Here is a 15,279-nt window from a genome sequence, read left to right as displayed (position 1 = left end):
GGACGCCATGATCGAGCGCACGCCCCTGCTCAACCTCGTCACCCACCTGGTGCTCGTCTCCGGGCTCGTCCTTCTCCTGATGCCGCTCTGGATCGTGTTCGTGGCGGCGAGCCACGACTTCCACACGGTGAACCAGGTGCCGATGCCGCTGTGGCCGGGCGACCACCTGGCGGAGAACCTGGCGGTCGCCTGGCAGAAGGGCAACTTCGACCGGGTGATGGTGAACTCGCTGATCGTGGCGCTCGGCGTGACGGTGGGCAAGATCGTGATCGCGGCCCTGTCGGCCTTCTCGATCGTCTACTTCAACTATCGGCTCCGGATGCTGGTGTTCTGGGTCATCTTCGTGACCCTGATGCTGCCGCTGGAGGTGCGCATCGTGCCCACCTACGCGGTGGCGGCCGACGCGCTGCGCCCGTTCCAGGCCATGTTCGACGCCGTCGGCCTGTCGGTCGACCTGCCCGAGTGGAACCTCCTCAACACCTATTCGGGCCTGATCCTGCCGCTGATCGCCACGGCCACCGGCACCTTCCTCTACCGGCAGTTCTTCCTGACCGTTCCGGACGAATTGACCGAGGCCGCCAAGATGGACGGCGCCGGCCCGGTCCGCTTCTTCCTGGAGGTGCTGATGCCGCTCTCCAAGACCAACATGGCGGCGCTCGCCACCATCATGTTCGTCTGGTCGTGGAACCAGTATCTCTGGCCGCTCCTGGTGGTGACCGACCACCAGACCTTCGCCACCGCGACCATGCAGCTGCAGAAGATCACGCCCGGCCCGGCCTTCGGCGAGCCGCCGATCTGGAACGTCGCCATGGCGGCCAATCTCATCGTTCTGACGCCGCCCGTGCTCGTCACCATCCTGCTGCAGCGATGGTTCGTGCGCGGCCTCATCTCCACCGACAAGTGACGGAGCCGTTCCATGGCCGAGATCGCCATCCGCAGCGTGAAGAAGACCTACGGCAAGGTCCAGGTCGTCCACGGGGTCGACCTCGCCGTCCGGGCGGGGGAGTTCGTCGTCATCCTGGGCCCGTCGGGCTGCGGCAAGTCCACGCTGTTGCGCATGATCGCCGGCCTGGAGGCCATCTCGGCCGGCGAGATCGCCATCGGCGGGCGGGTGGTGAACCGGCTGGAGCCGCGCGAGCGCGGCTGCGCCATGGTGTTCCAGAACTACGCGCTCTATCCGCACATGACGGTTGCCGACAACATCGGCTACGCCCTGAAGGTGGCGGGGCTCGGCAAGGCGGAGCGGCGCGCGAAGGTGGAGGCGGTGGCGGCCTCCCTCGGCCTTGAGGACTTTCTCGACCGCAAGCCCGGCCAGCTTTCCGGCGGCCAGCGCCAGCGGGTCGCCATGGGGCGGGCGATGATCCGCGAGCCCAAGGTCTTCCTCTACGACGAGCCGCTGTCGAACCTCGACGCGCGGCTGCGCGTCGCCATGCGGGTGGAGATCCGCAAGCTGCACCAGCGGCTCGGCACCACCACCCTGTTCGTCACCCATGACCAGGTGGAGGCGATGACGCTGGCCGACCGGATCGTGGTGATGAACGCCGGCAAGGTGGAGCAGGTGGGCACGCCGAAGGAGGTCTACGGCCGGCCGGAGAGCACGTTCGTGGCGGGCTTCATCGGCACGCCGGGCCTCAACCTGCTGCCCGGCACTCTCGACCCGGGCGCCGGCGTCGTCCACCTGGAGGGCGGCCAGCGGCTCGCCTACGACCGGCAGCGCTGGGCCGGGGCGGGCGCTGGGCGCGTGATGGCGGGCTTCCGGGCGGAAGCCGCCCGCATGGCGCGGCCCGGCCAGGGCCTCGACGCCGTGTTCGAATTCTCCGAGGAGCTCGGCGCGGCGCGCCTCGTCCACGGCACGACCGGCGGCGCCATGGTGGTGGTGAGCCTCTCCGACGGGCGGGACCTGTCGCCGGGCGACCGGTTCGGCGTGGACGTGCCCGCGGGCGAGGTGCAGCTGTTCGACGCCGGCACGGGCCGGCGCCTTTCCGGCGAGCGCGCGCCGGCCGCGGTTCCGGGCGCCCCGGTGCTGGAGGCGGTCTGACCGGACCGGCCGCGCCGGGTTCGCCCGCCTCCCGCCGAATAGAACCGGCTCGCCAGCCGTTCGTTGTGGTAGAAGGCCATCAACGAGGTGAGGCATGGCGGACGTCACGGCCCGCGCGAACCAGGAGACGGGGAACCTTCGGGCGGGAGACCGGACCGGGGCCCGAGCGCGCCTCGCCGATCTCGTCCGGCGCCGCGCCCGTCCGCCGGGTCCGGACCCGGCCACCGGCGCCCTCGGGCCGCGGCTCGGCGCGATCGTGGCGGAGCGGCTGGCGGCGGCCGGCGCGCCGAACGCCGCCGCCCTGGTGACCGACGGCGTGCAGGCCTTCGCCAGCCGGGTGATGCTCGCCCGCACGGCGACCGAGACGCTGGACCTGCAATACTACTCCTGGGACAAGGACGTGACCTCCCGCCTCCTGACGCTGGAGGTGCTGGCCGCCGCCGACCGGGGCGTGAAGGTGCGCATCATCCTGGACGACACCAGCGTGGTCGGCCGGGAACGGGCCTTCCAGCTGATCGACCGGCATCCGAACATCGAGGTGCGGGTGTTCAACGCCACCACGTGGCGGTCGCAGGGGCTGATCGGCTTCGGGATCGAGTTCGCCCTCGGCGGCTGGCACCTCAACCACCGCATGCACAACAAGGCCTGGATCGCCGACGGCAAGGCGGCGCTGATCGGCGGGCGGAACGTGTCGGATCACTATTTCGACGCCTCGGGCCTGTTCAACTTCAAGGACCTGGACGTGCTGCTCCTCGGCCCGCCGGTGACGGAGGCGCTTCGGGTGTTCGAGACCTTCTGGACGAGCACGGTGGTGCGCGGGGTGCGCACCTTCCTGAAGCCCGACACCCGGCTCGGCGCCTGGCGCTTCCACGCCTTCCGGGCGCGCATCGCCAAGGTGCGGACCGACCCGGAGGCGAAGCCCTATCTGGACGCCCTCGGGGCCACCTACGCGGCGCCGGAGGACCTCGCCGGCAGCCTGCGCTTCGATCCGGTGCGCCGGGCCGAGGTGATCGCGGACCGGCCCGAGAAGGCCCGCGACCGCACCGCCTCGCGTGAGGTGGCGGACCGGCTGGACGACGTGATCGCCAAGGCCGAGCGCGAGCTGCTGCTGATCTCGCCCTATTTCGTGCCGGGGGAGATCGGCACCGGGCTGATCGAGGATCTGCGGGCGCGGGGCGTGCGGGTGGCGGTGGTGACCAACTCGCTCGCCGCCAACGACGTGACGGCGGTCCATGCCGGCTACGCGCGCTACCGGCTGCGGCTCCTGAAGGCGGGCGTGGAGGTGCACGAGTTGAAGCGGACGCCCGGCGAGCGGCACCGGATCTTCGGCTCCAGCGGCGCCAGCCTGCACACCAAGGCGGTGGTGGTGGACCGGCGGATCGCGTTCGTGGGCTCGTTCAACCTCGACCAGCGGTCCGCCAACCTCAACACCGAGATGGGCGTCCTCATCGACGAGCCGCGCTTCGCCGAGCGGGTCGCCCGCCAGCAGGAGCGGCTGGCCGACCCGCGCCGCAGCTATCGGGTGACGCTGGAGCGGGGCGGGCTCGTCTGGACCGCGGACGACGGCGGCGCGACGCAGGTGGCGCGCCGGGAGCCGGGCGCGAGCGTCCTGCAGCGGGTGATCGCCCGGCTCGTCGGCGTCCTGCCCATGGAGGCGCAGCTCTAGCGCCGGCGCGGGCCGAGCAAAGGGACCTGGCCGGCCAGAAGAGGCTCCGGACCGGGTCGGCCGGCCGCGCGGGCGGGTCTCTCAGCGGCCCTCGAAGCCGGTGAGGACGCCGACGGCGTTGACGCCGATCTCCTCCACCGCGTAGCCGCCCTCCATGACGAAGAGCGTCGGCAGGCCGAGCCGGGCGATGGTCTCGCCGATCACCGGGTAGGCGTCCGTGGTGAGCTTGAACCGGCTGATCGGGTCCCGCTCGAAGGTGTCGACGCCGAGGGAGACGACCACCACGTCCGGCGCGTAGGCGAGGAGCCGGGCGCAGCCGTCGTCGAGCGCGGCCTTCCAGGTCTCGAACGTGGTGCCCCAGGGCATGGGGTAGTTGACGTTGAAGCCCTCGCCCTCGCCGGCGCCGTGCTCGTCCGCGTGGCCGAGAAAATAGGGATACTCCTGCATCGGGTCGGCGTGGAGGTTGATCACCTGCACGTCGGCCCGGTGGTAGAAGATCTCCTGGGTGCCGTTGCCGTGGTGATAGTCCACGTCGAGGATCGTCACCCGCTTCGCGCCGGTGTCGCGCAGCCACTGGGCGGCCACGGCGGCGTTGTTGATGTAGCAGTAGCCGCCCATGAAGCCGGCCCCCGCGTGGTGGCCGGGCGGGCGGCAGAGCGCGAAGGCGGACCGCTCGCCCCCGGCCACGAGGGCGGCGGCGGAGAGCGCCGTGTCGTGGGACGCCTTGATCGCCGACCAGGTGCCCTCCACGAAGCCGATGCCGGCGTCGAACGAATAGTAGCCGAGGAGGCCGTCGATGAAGGCCGGCGGCTTGTCGCCGCGAAGCCCGCGCGTCGGCCAGGTGAACGGGAGCGCGGTGCCGGTGCGGCCGGCGGCGGTCCAGCGGTCCCAGACGGTGGGCAGGAAGTCGAGGAAGTCCTTCCGGTGCACCTTGGCGGCGGTGGACAGGTCGTGCTCGGCCGGCGCCTCCACGGGCCCGAGGCCGACGGCCTTCAGGCGGGCGAGGACGAACTCGGCGCGCGAGGGCATCTCGAAGGCCGGCACGATGGCGCCCGCCACCAGCTCCAGGTTGCCGGCGTGGCCGGCGTGCTTCTCGGAATAGACGGTTCTCATCGGGGCGCCCTCGGCTGTCCGGTCCTCATGCGGGGACCGCCGGGCGGGAGCGTCGCCCGCCCGGCGGCCGTGCGGTCACTTCTGGAGTTCGGTCCAGATCCGGGTGTAGAGCTCCTGCGCCTCCGGCGGGCAGGTCTTGGAATAGTCCGCCGTGGCGAGGAGGTCGGCCGGCACCATCACCTCCGGGGCGGTCTTCATGTCCTCCGGCATGAAGGCCTCGGAGCCCTTGATGCCGTTGGCGTAGCGCGAGAAGGCCGAGATCATGGCGGCGTTCTCCGGGTCCATGATGAAGTTCAGGAAGAGCTTGGCGTTCTCCACGTTCTTGGCGTCCTTGAGGACGACCGCGTTGTCCGACCAGAGCTGGAAGCCTTCCTTCGGCAGGGCGAACTGGATCTTCGGGTTCTGCAGGCGCTGGCGGAGCGCGGAGCCGTTCCAGTCCGTGGTGGCGGCGAAGTCGCCGCCGACCATCTTCTCGATGGTGGAATATTCCATCGCCACCCAGAGGGGCTTCGCCGCCACCAGGGTGTCGCGCACCTGCTTCAGGAGCGTCTTGTCGGCCGAGCACATCTCGCCGCCGTGGAACTTGATCGCCGCGTGGATGACGTCGTTCATCTCCGGCACGATGTTGATCTTGCCCTGGAGCTCCGCCGGCGGATCGAACACAACCGCCCAGGTGTCGATCGGGCCCTTGTAGACGTCGGTGTTGACGACGACGCCGACGGTGCCGAGCGCCCACGGCACGCTGTACTTGCGGCCGGGGTCGAACTCGGGGTCCGCCCACTCGGGCAGCATGTTCTTGGCGTTCTCCATCTGGCCCGGATTGGTCTCGAGGACGAGGCCCTCCTCGATCCAGATCGGCAGGTAGTTCTGCGACGGCATGGCGATGTCGAAGCCGTGGCCGCCCTGGCGGACCTTGGCGAGAGCCGTGTCGTTGCTGTCGTAGTCCGTGATGGTGACCTTGACCTTGTAGGTGTCCTCGAACTTCTTGATCAGCTCGGGGCTGGTGTAGTTGCCCCAGTTGAAGATGTTGAGCTCGCCCTCGGCGCGGGCGAGGCCGGTCGTCGCCAGGAACATGGCTGCGACCGCGAGCGTGGTCTTGAGGCGCATCGGCTTCTTCCCCTCTCGTCAGGCGGCCCCGCGGGTTCAGTCCCGCTTTCGGCTCACCAGGAAAAACACGGTGACGACCACGATCGAGAGCGCCAGGAAGGCGGTCGAGATCGCGTTCATCTCCGGCGTGATCACGCGGCGGAGCTGGCCCAGCATGTAGGTGGGCAGCGTCTCCTGGCCGCCGGACTTCACGAACTCGGTGATCACCACGTCGTCGAGGGAGATCACGAAGGCGAGCATGAAGCCGGCGAGGATGCCCGGCCAGAGAAGCGGCAGCGTGACGTGCCGGAAGGCCCGGACGGGCGTGGCGTAGAGATCGGCGGCGGCCCGCTCCAGGTTGAGGTCCATGCCGTCGAGCCGGGCCCGGATCGGCAGGTAGGCGAACGGGATGCAGAAGGCCGTGTGCGCGGCGATCAGATAGCCGAGGCCGGTGTAGCCGGTCGCCATCTTGATCCGGGCGAACACGATGAGGAGCGCGACCGCCGTGACGATCTCCGGCACCATGAGCGGCAGGTTCAGCGCCGCGAAGGTGGCGGCCTGGCCGCGGTAGGGCGCCGTTCGGGTGGTGGCGAGGGCCGCGAGCGTGGCGGCCGTGGTGGCGATGAGGGCGGCCGCGGTGGCGATCTGCAGGGAGCGAATCGAGGCATCGATCACCTGGGCGTTGCCGGCGGCGGCCACGAACCAGCGCAGCGAGACGCCTTCCCAGTTGGCGATGGATTCGCCCGCGTTGAACGCATAGGTGACGAGCACCACGATGGGCAGATAGAGGAGCGCGAAGCAGAAGGCGGCGACAACCGTGAAGCCGCGCTGCCGGCGCACGTCGAACGGCCTAGCCATGGCGCACCTCCCGGCCGGCGTAGCGCACGTAGACCAGGAGGGCGACCATGACCATCGCCATCAGGGTGATGGACAGGGCCGCGCCGAGGGGCCAGTTGCGGCCCTGGCCGAACTGCAATTCGATCAGGGTGCCGAGCATCATGGTCTTGCCGCCGCCGAGCACCCGGGGCGTCACGTAGGCGCCGAGCGCCGGGATGAAGACCAGGATGGACCCGGCGATCATGCCCGGCTTGACGAGCGGCAGGACGATGCGCGTGAGCACCCGGAAGGGCGTGGCGTAGAGGTCGTAGCCGGCCTCCACCAGCCGGAAGTCCAGCTTTTCGAGGCTCGCGTAGAGCGGCAGCACCATGAGCGGCAGGTAGACGTAGAGCATGCCGGCCATCACGGCGCCGTCGGTGAAGAGCATCTGGATCGGCCGGTCGATGAGGCCGAGGGTCCGGAGGGACGTGTTGATCAGGCCCTCGTTGCGGATGATCTCCAGCATGCCGAAGGTCCGGATCAGGATGTTGGTCCAGAACGGGATGGTGATCAGGAAGAGCCAGAGCTCCCGGGTCCGCTCCGGCCGGGTGGCGATGAAGTAGGCGGTGGGAAAGCCGATGAGGAGCGCCAGCACCGTGGTGGCGGTCGCGAGCGTGAGCGAGCGCACGAAGATGCTCATGTGCGCGTCGGCGAGGGACAGGGTGTCGTCGAAGATGTCCCGTTCCAGGAAGACGCCGACCCAGGCGTCGGTGGAGAAGGACCAGATCACGTCGCCGTAGGGGCCGGGCGTCAGGAAGGAGTAGAGGACCACGACGAGGAGCGGCCCGATGGCGGCGAACGCCAGGATGAGGAGGGCCGGGGCCGAGAGAAGCCAGCGCGCGCGCACGTCCCGCCGCCGGGCGGCCTCCAGGGCGCCGTCCGGGCGGATCATGGCCGCTCTCTCAGGAGCCGGGCGGCCCGGGGCTCCACCACCGCCGCCACCGCGTCGCCGGCGTGGAAGCGGGCCTCCACGGACGGGCGGTTCTGCTCCCGGACCGTGAAGTCCGACCCGTCGGCGAGGCGGACGTGATAGTGGGTGTCGGTGCCGAAGTAGACGGCGGTGGCGAGCGTGCCGGCGATGGCGCCCTCCGGCGCGCCGGCTGCAGGCATCAGCCGGGCGTGTTCCGGGCGCAGCACCACGGTGGCGGGTCCGCCGCCGGAAAAGCCGTCCGGCGCCACGGCCTCGATCCGGCCGCCGACCGAGAGGGTCACGGAGGCGAGGCCGCCGGACACGCGCTCCACCGTGCCCGGGAGGAGGTTGCTCTCGCCGATGAAGCCGGCGACGAAGCGGTCCGCCGGCGCGTCGTAGACCTCCCGCGGGCTGCCCACCTGGAGGATGCGGCCCGCCGCCATGACGGCGATGCGGTCCGACATGGTGAGCGCCTCCTCCTGGTCGTGGGTGACGAAGATGAAGGTGATGCCGGTCTCCGCCTGCAGGCGCTTCAGCTCGATCTGCATCTCCTTGCGCAGCTTGTAGTCGAGCGCCGACAGGGGCTCGTCGAGGAGCAGCACCTTCGGGGCGGGGGCGAGCGCGCGGGCGAGGGCGACGCGCTGCTGCTGGCCGCCGGAGATCTGGTTGGTGCGCCGGCCGGCGAGCGCCTCCATGCGGACGAGCTTCAGCATGGCGGCGACCCGCTCGGCGATCTCCGCCTTCGGCCGGTTCAGCATCTTCAGGCCGAAGCCGATGTTCTCCTCCACGGTCATGTGCGGGAAGAGGGCGTAGTTCTGGAACACCGTGTTGATGGGGCGCCGGAAGGGCGGCGTGTCGCTGACGTCCGCGCCGTCGAGCCAGATGGCGCCGGAGGTGGGGAACTCGAAACCCGCGATCAGGCGAAGCAACGTGGTCTTGCCGCAGCCGGACGGGCCGAGAAGCGTGAAGAATTCATTCTTCCGTATCGATACGGTGATGTCGTCGACGGCCGCGACCTGACCGTTCCCGGACCCGAACACTTTCGTTACGCCCGCAACAGCGATCGCGTCAGCCGCGCTCATCGATCAGACACTCACCCGCTGTTCGAAGGGCCTCGGCCCAAACCTGTCGTCACCCTGTAGCCGAATGTGATCACAAGCGCCGCGCGTTGACAATCGGGAATCCCGAGCGTGTCTCCATTTTATGTCTGATGAATGCACGGCGACTCGCCCGGACCGGATCGTTCGCGCCACGGCCCGGTCGGCCTGGATGTGGGGGACGGGCCCCCTATGTCTTCGATCGCGGGCGGCCGCTCGCGCCCAAGCTTGGAGGCATCATGGTTCAGGCGATCTGGAACGGCACGGTCATCGCGACCTCCGACGACACGGTCGTGGTGGAGGGCAATCACTATTTCCCGCTGGAGGCTGTGGATCCGGCCGCCCTGAAGCCGAGCGGCGCCAGGACGGTCTGCCCGTGGAAGGGCACCGCCTCCTACTACACGGTGGTGGCCGGCGGGGCCGAGAACCCGGACGCCGCCTGGTACTACCCGGACCCCAAGCCGGCCGCCGCGGAGATCAAAGGCCGGGTCGCGTTCTGGAAGGGCGTGCGGGTGGCCTGACCGCCACCTCCGGGGCTGGACGGACGCGGGGCGGGCGGTACACTCCGCCCGTCCGATCCGCCCGTCCGATCCGGCCACCGGAGCCCGCCCATGCCGTCCCTCGCCGCCATCGGTTTCGACGCCGACGACACGCTCTGGCAGAACGAGCACTACTACCGGCTGACCGAGGAGCGCTTCACGGCGCTTCTCGCCGAGCACGGGGAGGCGGAGGCGATCTCCGCCCGGCTCCTGGAAGCGGAGCGGCGGAACCTCAGGTTCTACGGCTACGGCATCAAGGGCTTCACGCTTTCGATGATCGAAACCGCCATCGAGGCGACCGAGGGGCGCGTCTCCACCCGGGTGATCGACGACATCCTGGCGATCGGCCGGGACCTGCTCACCCACCCGATCGACCCGCTGCCGCACGCCCGGGACGCGCTCCAGGCGCTCCATGGGGCCTACCGGCTCGTGCTCATCACCAAGGGCGACCTGTTCGACCAGGAGCGCAAGCTCGCCCAGTCCGGCCTCGGCGACTTCTTCGACGCGGTGGAGATCGTCTCCGACAAGAGCCCCGCGGTCTACGAGCGGGTGTTCCGCCGGCACGGAGGCGGCCCGGAGGCGGCCCTGATGGTGGGCAATTCCCTGAAGTCGGACGTGATCCCGGCCATCGCCGCCGGCGCCTGGGGCGTGCACGTGCCGCATCCGCTCACCTGGGCGCTGGAGCATGCGGAGCCGCCCGAGGACGCGCCGCGCTTCCGGCGGATCGACACGCTCGGCGACCTGCCGGCCCTGGTGGCGGGGCTCCACGACGGCTGAGCGGCGACGCCGGGCGGGCGGTCAGGCCGGCGCCGTCTGGCGGACCGCCTCGGCCAGCGCCTGCGCGAGGTCGGACTGGTGGAAGGGCTTCGGCAGCCGCACGGCCGCGAGCCCGTCGGCCCTGGAGAGATCCGCGTAGCCGCTCGCCAGCACCGCCGGCAGACCGGGGCGGAGCCTGCGGGCGGCGACCACCAGCTCGCCGCCGCTCATGGCCGGCATGGCGTAGTCGGTCACGAGCACGTCCACGGCGACGCCGCGCTCCAGCTCGGCGAGCGCGGCGGCCGCGGAGGTGGCCTCCACGACCCGGTGGCCGAGGTCCTCCAGCATGGCGGCGGTCCCCATCAGCACGAGGGGGTCGTCGTCCACGGCAAGGATGGTCAGCCGCCCGGATGGCCGGGCGGCCGGCTGAGGCTCCGGCGCCGAAAGGGCGGCCGCCTCGGTCGCGACGGGCAGCCAGAGCTCGGCCGTGGTGCCGGCGCCCTTGCGGCTGCGGATGACCAGCCGGCCGCCCGACTGGGCGGCGAGGCCCTGGACCATGGAAAGGCCGAGACCGGTGCCCTTGCCGACGCCCTTGGTGGTGAAGAAGGGATCGGCCGCCCGGGCGAGGGTCGCCTCGTCCATGCCCTCGCCGGTGTCGGTGACGCTCACCACCGCGTAGCCGGCGCCGGTGGGGCGCTCGCCCGGCAGGGCCGGTTCGTGCCGGCCGGCGATGGTGACGAGGCCGCCGTCCGGCATGGCGTCGCGGGCGTTCACCAGGAGGTTGACGAGCGCCATCTCCAGCTGGTTGGCGTCCACCATGGCGGGGGGAAGGTCCGCCGGGACGTGCTGCTCGATGCGGACCGACGGACCGAGCGAGCGGCTGAGGAGGTCCTGCATCTCGGCGACCAGCCTGTGGAGCGCCGTCGGCTGGGGCTTCAGGTCCTGGCGGCGCGCGAAGGCCAGCATGCGCTGGGTGAGGGCGGCGCCGCGCGTCGCCGCCGCCGAGGCGCTCGCCACCATGCGGGCCGCGCGCTCGTCGCCGGCGACGCGCCGGGCGAGAAGGTCCATATTGCCGATGATGACGGCCAGGAGGTTGTTGAAGTCGTGGGCGAGGCCGCCGGTGAGCTGGCCGATGGATTCCAGCTTCTGGGCCTGGCGGAGGTCCGCCTCCAGGCGCTTGCGGGCGGTCATGTCGGTGAGGGCGCCGAGGACGCGGCGGGCGCCGCGCGGGTCCTCGTGCGGCCGTTCGCGGAGGGCGACGTCGAGGGTGCGGCCGTCGCTGGTGCGGAAGAAGTATTCCTCCTCGGCACCGGGCTTCGGCGGGCCTGCGCGCCGGCGCGCGCGGTAGACCTCGGCGGACGCCGGGTCCATGAAGTCGGTGAGCGGCCGGCCGATGACGGCGTCCCGCGCGTGGGCGAGGAGGTCCAGGCAGGCGTCGCTCGCCTCCTCCACGGTGCCGTCCTCGGCGAGGCTGTAGAGCGGCAGCGGCGCCTCCCGGTAGAGGGCGCGGAAGCGCGCCTCGCTCTCGCGGAGGGCGGCGGCCTCGCGCTCGGCCATGACGCCGAACCGCCGGTCGAACAGGGCCGCCACGGAGGCGAGGAAGAGGATCACCAGGGTGGCGGTCGCGACCGCGATGGCGAGCTGGGTCTGGGCCAGGGAGGCGGCGCCGTGCACGCCGTCGGTGTGGCTCGTCGCCGTGAAGACGGCGGCCCGCATGGCGGTGTAATGCATGCCGGAGACGGCGACGCCGAGCGAGATGGCGGCGATCAGGCGGCCGGTGAGCCCGGTGTTGCGGAGCGCGATCCAGAGGCCGACGGTGGAGGCCCCGATGGCGATGAGGAGCGAGACGGCGACAAGGACGCGGTCGTAGCGGACCGTGGCGTCCATGCGCATCGCCGCCATGCCGAGATAGTGCATGCCGCCGATGCCGACCCCCATCAGGAGGCCCGCGGCCGCGAGCGCCGGCAGGGTGCGCCGCCCGGCGACCACGAAGCCGGCGCCGGTGGCGCCGATCGCCAGGACGAGGGAAAGGACGGTCGCGCCGGCGTCGTAGCCGATCGGCATCGGCATCTGGAACGCCAGCATGGCGATGAAGTGCATGGACCAGATGCCGCCACCCATGGCGACAGCGGCCGCCGCGGTCCAGGCGTGGCGAGCAGTCCCGGCGGACGCGCGGATGCGTCCCGCCAGGTCGAGCGCCGTATAGGCGGCCGCGATGGCGATGAAAACGGACAGGAGAACAAGCAGGCGGTCGTGCGACCCTATCGTCATCCCTCACCGGCGCTTCGGCCGCCCTTCGACGACCCTAAACGCCGGTGCGCGAGCTTTGTTCCCGCGCACCTTTGATTTTTTGCATGCCCCCGATCGGAGCGGCCGAGGATCGGCGCCCGGATGGGCTTCCCGGGCGGGGCGCCCGGTGGGGGTGGTCAGGCCTGGGCCTTGACCGTCGCGCCCGCGGCGTCCGCCGGATGGACCAGGAGCGCGCTGTCGGTCGGCGCCTCGAAGACCCGGTAGAGGGGGCCGTACCAGACGGTGCGCGCGCCGAGCTGGGCGGCGGCGAAGCCCTTCGGAACGCTCTGGGTCGGCTGGATGCGAGCCGGATTGATCGCGCGAAGTTCGTCCATGTCAGCCTCCTCGTCTCACAACAGGATGGCGGGACCCGCTGCCCGCCGAGGCGGGTCACGTCGCAAGTATCGGGCCAGTTCGATTCAGTGCTCGTTAAGCTTAGTCCTGTGCCCGTATGAGACAGAGGGCCCCATTAGGATTAACAGACACTTACCAAGTCCGATCGAATGCTTGCGGCCGCGTCCACGCTTCCGTATCGATCTGCGCCACTGCGGAAGAGAATGCTGCGCTGCACGCGGTCGGCTTGGTGAGATCTTGGAGGGAGGCGGTCCGGGCGAGTAGGCCGCCGCGCGGCGCGGCGGCGGCGGACTGACGGAGAACCGGAAAGGGCGCGGCCAAGGGATGCGGCTCTGGCGGACGAGGAACGGCGGCGGAGCGGGTCGCGCTCCGCCGCCGCGTGTCGGCGACATGCATGTGGGGGCCGCGTGTCAGCGGAAGACGATCCGCCCCTCGGTCTTCGGGGCGACCGTTCCGGCCTTGGCGATATGGTCGATCACTTGACTCGCCATCAGGACGGACGCGGCCTCCGGGATCAGCCGCTCGGCGGATCGGAGCATCCCGTAGCCGTCGCCGCCCGCGGCCGCGTAGTCGTTGATGGCGAGGGTGTAGGTCCGGGCGAGGTCGAGGGTCTCGCCGCCGATGGTCACCGTCTTCAGGCGGCTGCCGACCGGCTCCTTCAGGTCCGCCTCCAGGACGAGGCCGGAGACCTGCGCGAAGCGGCCGGCGCCCTTCTCCACCTGGCTGAGGCCGTTCTCCAGCGCGTCCCAGAGCTGCTGGCCGGTGACGGCGAGCTTCAGGGTGCGGTTGCCGAACGGCAGTTCCGCCAGGATGTCGCGGCGGGTGAGCACCGTGCCGGCGGCATATTCCCGGTCCGCCCGGATGCCGCCGCCGTTGACGATGCCGACGTCCGCATCCACGGCCTGCCGGATCGCATCTGCGATGAGGTTGCCGATCGCCGCCTCCGTGCCCCGCACGGTGGCCCGGCGGCTGTCGAGCGGCGTGTCGGTCTTGCCGATCTCCACGTTGAGCTCCGCGTCGAGCCTGTCCTCGAAGCCCTTCACGAGCGCGCCGATCTCCGGATCCGGCGTCAGCGCGGCGGAATCCAGGACGTCGAAGTCGGGCCGCCAGGTCACGGTGGTCTTGCCGTCCTTCTCGGTCCTGTCGAGGGTCACGGTGGTGACCACCACATAGTCGCCCTGGGAGCTCGATTCGGTCAGCGCCGTCTTGCCGTTGTACGAAATGGTGAGGTCGTGGTCGTGGCCGGAGAGGACGAGGTCCGCCAGGGTCCCGGCGACGAGGTCGCGGTCCACGTCGACGCCCTCGTGGGCGATCGCGACCACGAAGTCCGCGCCCTGGTCGCGCAGGGACTTCAGCTTCGCCTCGGCGGTCTCCACCGACGGCGCGAAGGTGTAGGCGCCGGGGCTCGCGACCTCCACGGTCGTCTCCGTGGTGAGGCCGTAGAAGCCGACCTTGACGCCGCCGACCTCGACGATCTTCTCGTCCACCGTGTTCGCCGGTTGGGCGCCGTCCGGGCCGCGCACGTTGGAGGTGACGATCGGGAAGCGGGCCTCGCCGATGCGCTCGGCGAACACGGCGTCGCCGAAGTCGAACTCGTGGTTGCCCGGCGTCATCACGTCCACCCCCATGGCGTTGAGGAGGGTGATCATGTGGGCGCCCTTGTCGATGCCGGCCAGGAGCGACGGCGAGATGGCGTCGCCCGCGTGGACGAAGAAGGTGGTGCCGGGCTTCGCCCTCTCGGCCTTCACGGCCGCCGCCACCCGGGCGAGACCGCCGCGCCCGTCCTTCTCGCCCATCCGGTCGAGGTCGTTGGTCTGCACGAAGCGCAGCGTCACCGTCTCGGCGAGCGCCGGATGGCCGGTGAGCGCCACCAGGACGGCGATGGCCGCGGCCGCCGTCCGGCCCTTGGTCATCATTCTCGGCAAGGTCATCATGGTCCGCATGACAGGAGCACCTCCGTCGATCGGCAGGTCGCGACGCGGGCGCGACCGGTGACGAAGGAGAGCACGGCGACGGCGACAGCGTCGAGACACTTCGGGCCGACAAATGGCGTTCCGCGCCGGCGTCACTTGCAGAAGGAGGAGGAGTTCGGGGTCCAGTTGCCGAACCCGGACGCCACCATGTTGCGGATCACCGTGCAGACGTAGCGCTTCTGGGCCGGGTCGTTGTTCGGCCCGGCATGGTAGCGGGCGACCGCCATGGTCCAGTTGCCCTGCCGCTGGCGCAGCTCCTTGAGGAAGCGGGCCGCGTAGCGGACGTTTTCGCGCGGCTCGAACATGGCCTCCAGGGACGGGAACTGGTCCCGGTGGTAGTGGTGGTTGATCTGCATGCAGCCGATGTCGATGAGCTTGCGGCCACGGGCGAGTTCCGATCGGACGCGGCGCAGCGCCGCCGCCCGGCTGTCCGGGAAGACCGACGTGCCCTCCACGTTGAGCGCCAGCGCGCTGAGGCTCTCCTTGCGGCCGCTCTCGGTGAGCCCGACCGCATAGAGCACCCCGAGGGGCACGCCCCATTCCTTGGAGGCCTGGATCATCTCCCGCTCGCAGACCGGGTCG

At 70.7% G+C, this 15,279-nt stretch carries 14 protein-coding genes; 5 read left to right on the top strand and 9 right to left on the bottom strand.

The genetic code is table 11. From position 1 onward, the window contains the following. The first annotated feature begins 7 nt into the window (after positions 1-7). From HND91_RS01750 to HND91_RS01740, 3 genes are all read left to right on the top strand, one after another. Entirely contained in the window at positions 8-904 is an 897-nt protein-coding gene (locus HND91_RS01750; protein WP_181704791.1) for an ABC transporter permease subunit, read from the top strand. Between the two features lie 12 nt (positions 905-916). Continuing rightward, complete coding sequence (ugpC, locus tag HND91_RS01745) at positions 917-2,038, top strand: sn-glycerol-3-phosphate ABC transporter ATP-binding protein UgpC (RefSeq protein WP_181704790.1); 1,122 nt, start codon at positions 917-919, stop codon at positions 2,036-2,038. 94 nt (positions 2,039-2,132) lie between these two features. Beyond that, on the top strand, positions 2,133-3,704 hold the full coding sequence (locus HND91_RS01740; protein ID WP_181704789.1) for a phospholipase D family protein: 1,572 nt from the start codon (positions 2,133-2,135) through the stop codon (positions 3,702-3,704). Positions 3,705-3,785: 81 nt separating this feature from the next. On the opposite strand, the gene HND91_RS01735 is transcribed toward HND91_RS01740, so the two are convergent. The 5 genes from HND91_RS01735 to HND91_RS01715 all read right to left on the bottom strand — a co-directional run bounded on the left by HND91_RS01735 (position 3,786) and on the right by HND91_RS01715 (position 8,771). Then, the gene (locus tag HND91_RS01735; RefSeq protein ID WP_181704788.1) at positions 3,786-4,817 is read right to left on the bottom strand and encodes a histone deacetylase family protein; all 1,032 of its coding nucleotides are present in this window, start codon (positions 4,815-4,817) and stop codon (positions 3,786-3,788) included. Between the two features lie 75 nt (positions 4,818-4,892). Further along, entirely contained in the window at positions 4,893-5,924 is a 1,032-nt protein-coding gene (locus tag HND91_RS01730; protein WP_181704787.1) for an ABC transporter substrate-binding protein, read from the bottom strand. A gap of 36 nt (positions 5,925-5,960) precedes the next feature. Further along, complete coding sequence (locus tag HND91_RS01725; protein ID WP_181704786.1) at positions 5,961-6,761, bottom strand: ABC transporter permease; 801 nt, start codon at positions 6,759-6,761, stop codon at positions 5,961-5,963. Next, positions 6,754-7,671, bottom strand: coding sequence for an ABC transporter permease (locus HND91_RS01720; protein ID WP_181704785.1), 918 nt, complete (start codon positions 7,669-7,671; stop codon positions 6,754-6,756). The genes HND91_RS01725 and HND91_RS01720 overlap by 8 nt, the downstream gene beginning before the upstream one ends. Continuing rightward, positions 7,668-8,771, bottom strand: a complete 1,104-nt coding sequence (locus HND91_RS01715; protein WP_181704784.1) for an ABC transporter ATP-binding protein — start codon at positions 8,769-8,771, stop codon at positions 7,668-7,670. The genes HND91_RS01720 and HND91_RS01715 overlap by 4 nt, the downstream gene beginning before the upstream one ends. 254 nt (positions 8,772-9,025) lie before the next feature. Here HND91_RS01715 and HND91_RS01710 point away from each other — a divergent pair, with 254 nt between their 5' ends. After that, positions 9,026-9,307 carry a DUF427 domain-containing protein gene (locus HND91_RS01710; RefSeq protein WP_181704783.1) on the top strand — a complete coding sequence of 94 codons (282 nt, stop codon included), beginning with the start codon at positions 9,026-9,028 and terminating at the stop codon, positions 9,305-9,307. Between the two features lie 90 nt (positions 9,308-9,397). Next, on the top strand, positions 9,398-10,102 hold the full coding sequence (locus HND91_RS01705) for an HAD family hydrolase (protein ID WP_181704782.1): 705 nt from the start codon (positions 9,398-9,400) through the stop codon (positions 10,100-10,102). 21 nt (positions 10,103-10,123) lie between these two features. Here the strand turns inward: HND91_RS01705 and HND91_RS01700 are convergent, their stop codons facing one another. The 4 genes from HND91_RS01700 to HND91_RS01685 all read right to left on the bottom strand — a co-directional run bounded on the left by HND91_RS01700 (position 10,124) and on the right by HND91_RS01685 (position 15,257). Next, positions 10,124-12,352 (bottom strand): MHYT domain-containing protein, encoded by a 2,229-nt coding sequence (locus HND91_RS01700; RefSeq protein WP_181704781.1) that lies wholly within the window; start codon positions 12,350-12,352, stop codon positions 10,124-10,126. A gap of 155 nt (positions 12,353-12,507) precedes the next feature. Then, entirely contained in the window at positions 12,508-12,705 is a 198-nt protein-coding gene (locus HND91_RS01695; protein ID WP_181704780.1) for a hypothetical protein, read from the bottom strand. 429 nt (positions 12,706-13,134) lie between these two features. Then, positions 13,135-14,667 (bottom strand): bifunctional metallophosphatase/5'-nucleotidase, encoded by a 1,533-nt coding sequence (locus tag HND91_RS01690; RefSeq protein ID WP_246329241.1) that lies wholly within the window; start codon positions 14,665-14,667, stop codon positions 13,135-13,137. A 122-nt stretch (positions 14,668-14,789) separates the two neighbouring features. Beyond that, positions 14,790-15,257: a transglycosylase SLT domain-containing protein gene (locus HND91_RS01685; protein WP_181705183.1), complete on the bottom strand. Its 468-nt coding sequence runs from the start codon at positions 15,255-15,257 to the stop codon at positions 14,790-14,792. Positions 15,258-15,279 lie beyond the last annotated feature (22 nt).

This window comes from Chthonobacter rhizosphaerae (assembly GCF_013839525.1).
Classification (GTDB): Bacteria; Pseudomonadota; Alphaproteobacteria; order Rhizobiales; family Pleomorphomonadaceae; genus Chthonobacter; species Chthonobacter rhizosphaerae.
Note: the sequence above shows the minus strand (reverse complement) of the source record. Positions and strands in the feature narration are given on the sequence as shown.

What these genes read in the sequence shown, in the direction of transcription:
- HND91_RS01685 (WP_181705183.1), bottom strand. Translation starts at nt 15,257, where the DNA reads ATGATCCAGGCCTCCAAGGAATGGGGCGTGCCCCTCGGGGTGCTCTAT.
- HND91_RS01690 (WP_246329241.1), bottom strand. Translation starts at nt 14,667, where the DNA reads ATGCGGACCATGATGACCTTGCCGAGAATGATGACCAAGGGCCGGACG.
- HND91_RS01695 (WP_181704780.1), bottom strand. Translation starts at nt 12,705, where the DNA reads ATGGACGAACTTCGCGCGATCAATCCGGCTCGCATCCAGCCGACCCAG.
- HND91_RS01710 (WP_181704783.1), top strand. Translation starts at nt 9,026, where the DNA reads ATGGTTCAGGCGATCTGGAACGGCACGGTCATCGCGACCTCCGACGAC.
- HND91_RS01730 (WP_181704787.1), bottom strand. Translation starts at nt 5,924, where the DNA reads ATGCGCCTCAAGACCACGCTCGCGGTCGCAGCCATGTTCCTGGCGACG.
- HND91_RS01750 (WP_181704791.1), top strand. Translation starts at nt 8, where the DNA reads ATGATCGAGCGCACGCCCCTGCTCAACCTCGTCACCCACCTGGTGCTC.
- HND91_RS01705 (WP_181704782.1), top strand. Translation starts at nt 9,398, where the DNA reads ATGCCGTCCCTCGCCGCCATCGGTTTCGACGCCGACGACACGCTCTGG.
- HND91_RS01735 (WP_181704788.1), bottom strand. Translation starts at nt 4,817, where the DNA reads ATGAGAACCGTCTATTCCGAGAAGCACGCCGGCCACGCCGGCAACCTG.
- HND91_RS01720 (WP_181704785.1), bottom strand. Translation starts at nt 7,671, where the DNA reads ATGATCCGCCCGGACGGCGCCCTGGAGGCCGCCCGGCGGCGGGACGTG.
- HND91_RS01700 (WP_181704781.1), bottom strand. Translation starts at nt 12,352, where the DNA reads ATGACGATAGGGTCGCACGACCGCCTGCTTGTTCTCCTGTCCGTTTTC.
- HND91_RS01725 (WP_181704786.1), bottom strand. Translation starts at nt 6,761, where the DNA reads ATGGCTAGGCCGTTCGACGTGCGCCGGCAGCGCGGCTTCACGGTTGTC.
- HND91_RS01740 (WP_181704789.1), top strand. Translation starts at nt 2,133, where the DNA reads ATGGCGGACGTCACGGCCCGCGCGAACCAGGAGACGGGGAACCTTCGG.
- ugpC (WP_181704790.1), top strand. Translation starts at nt 917, where the DNA reads ATGGCCGAGATCGCCATCCGCAGCGTGAAGAAGACCTACGGCAAGGTC.
- HND91_RS01715 (WP_181704784.1), bottom strand. Translation starts at nt 8,771, where the DNA reads ATGAGCGCGGCTGACGCGATCGCTGTTGCGGGCGTAACGAAAGTGTTC.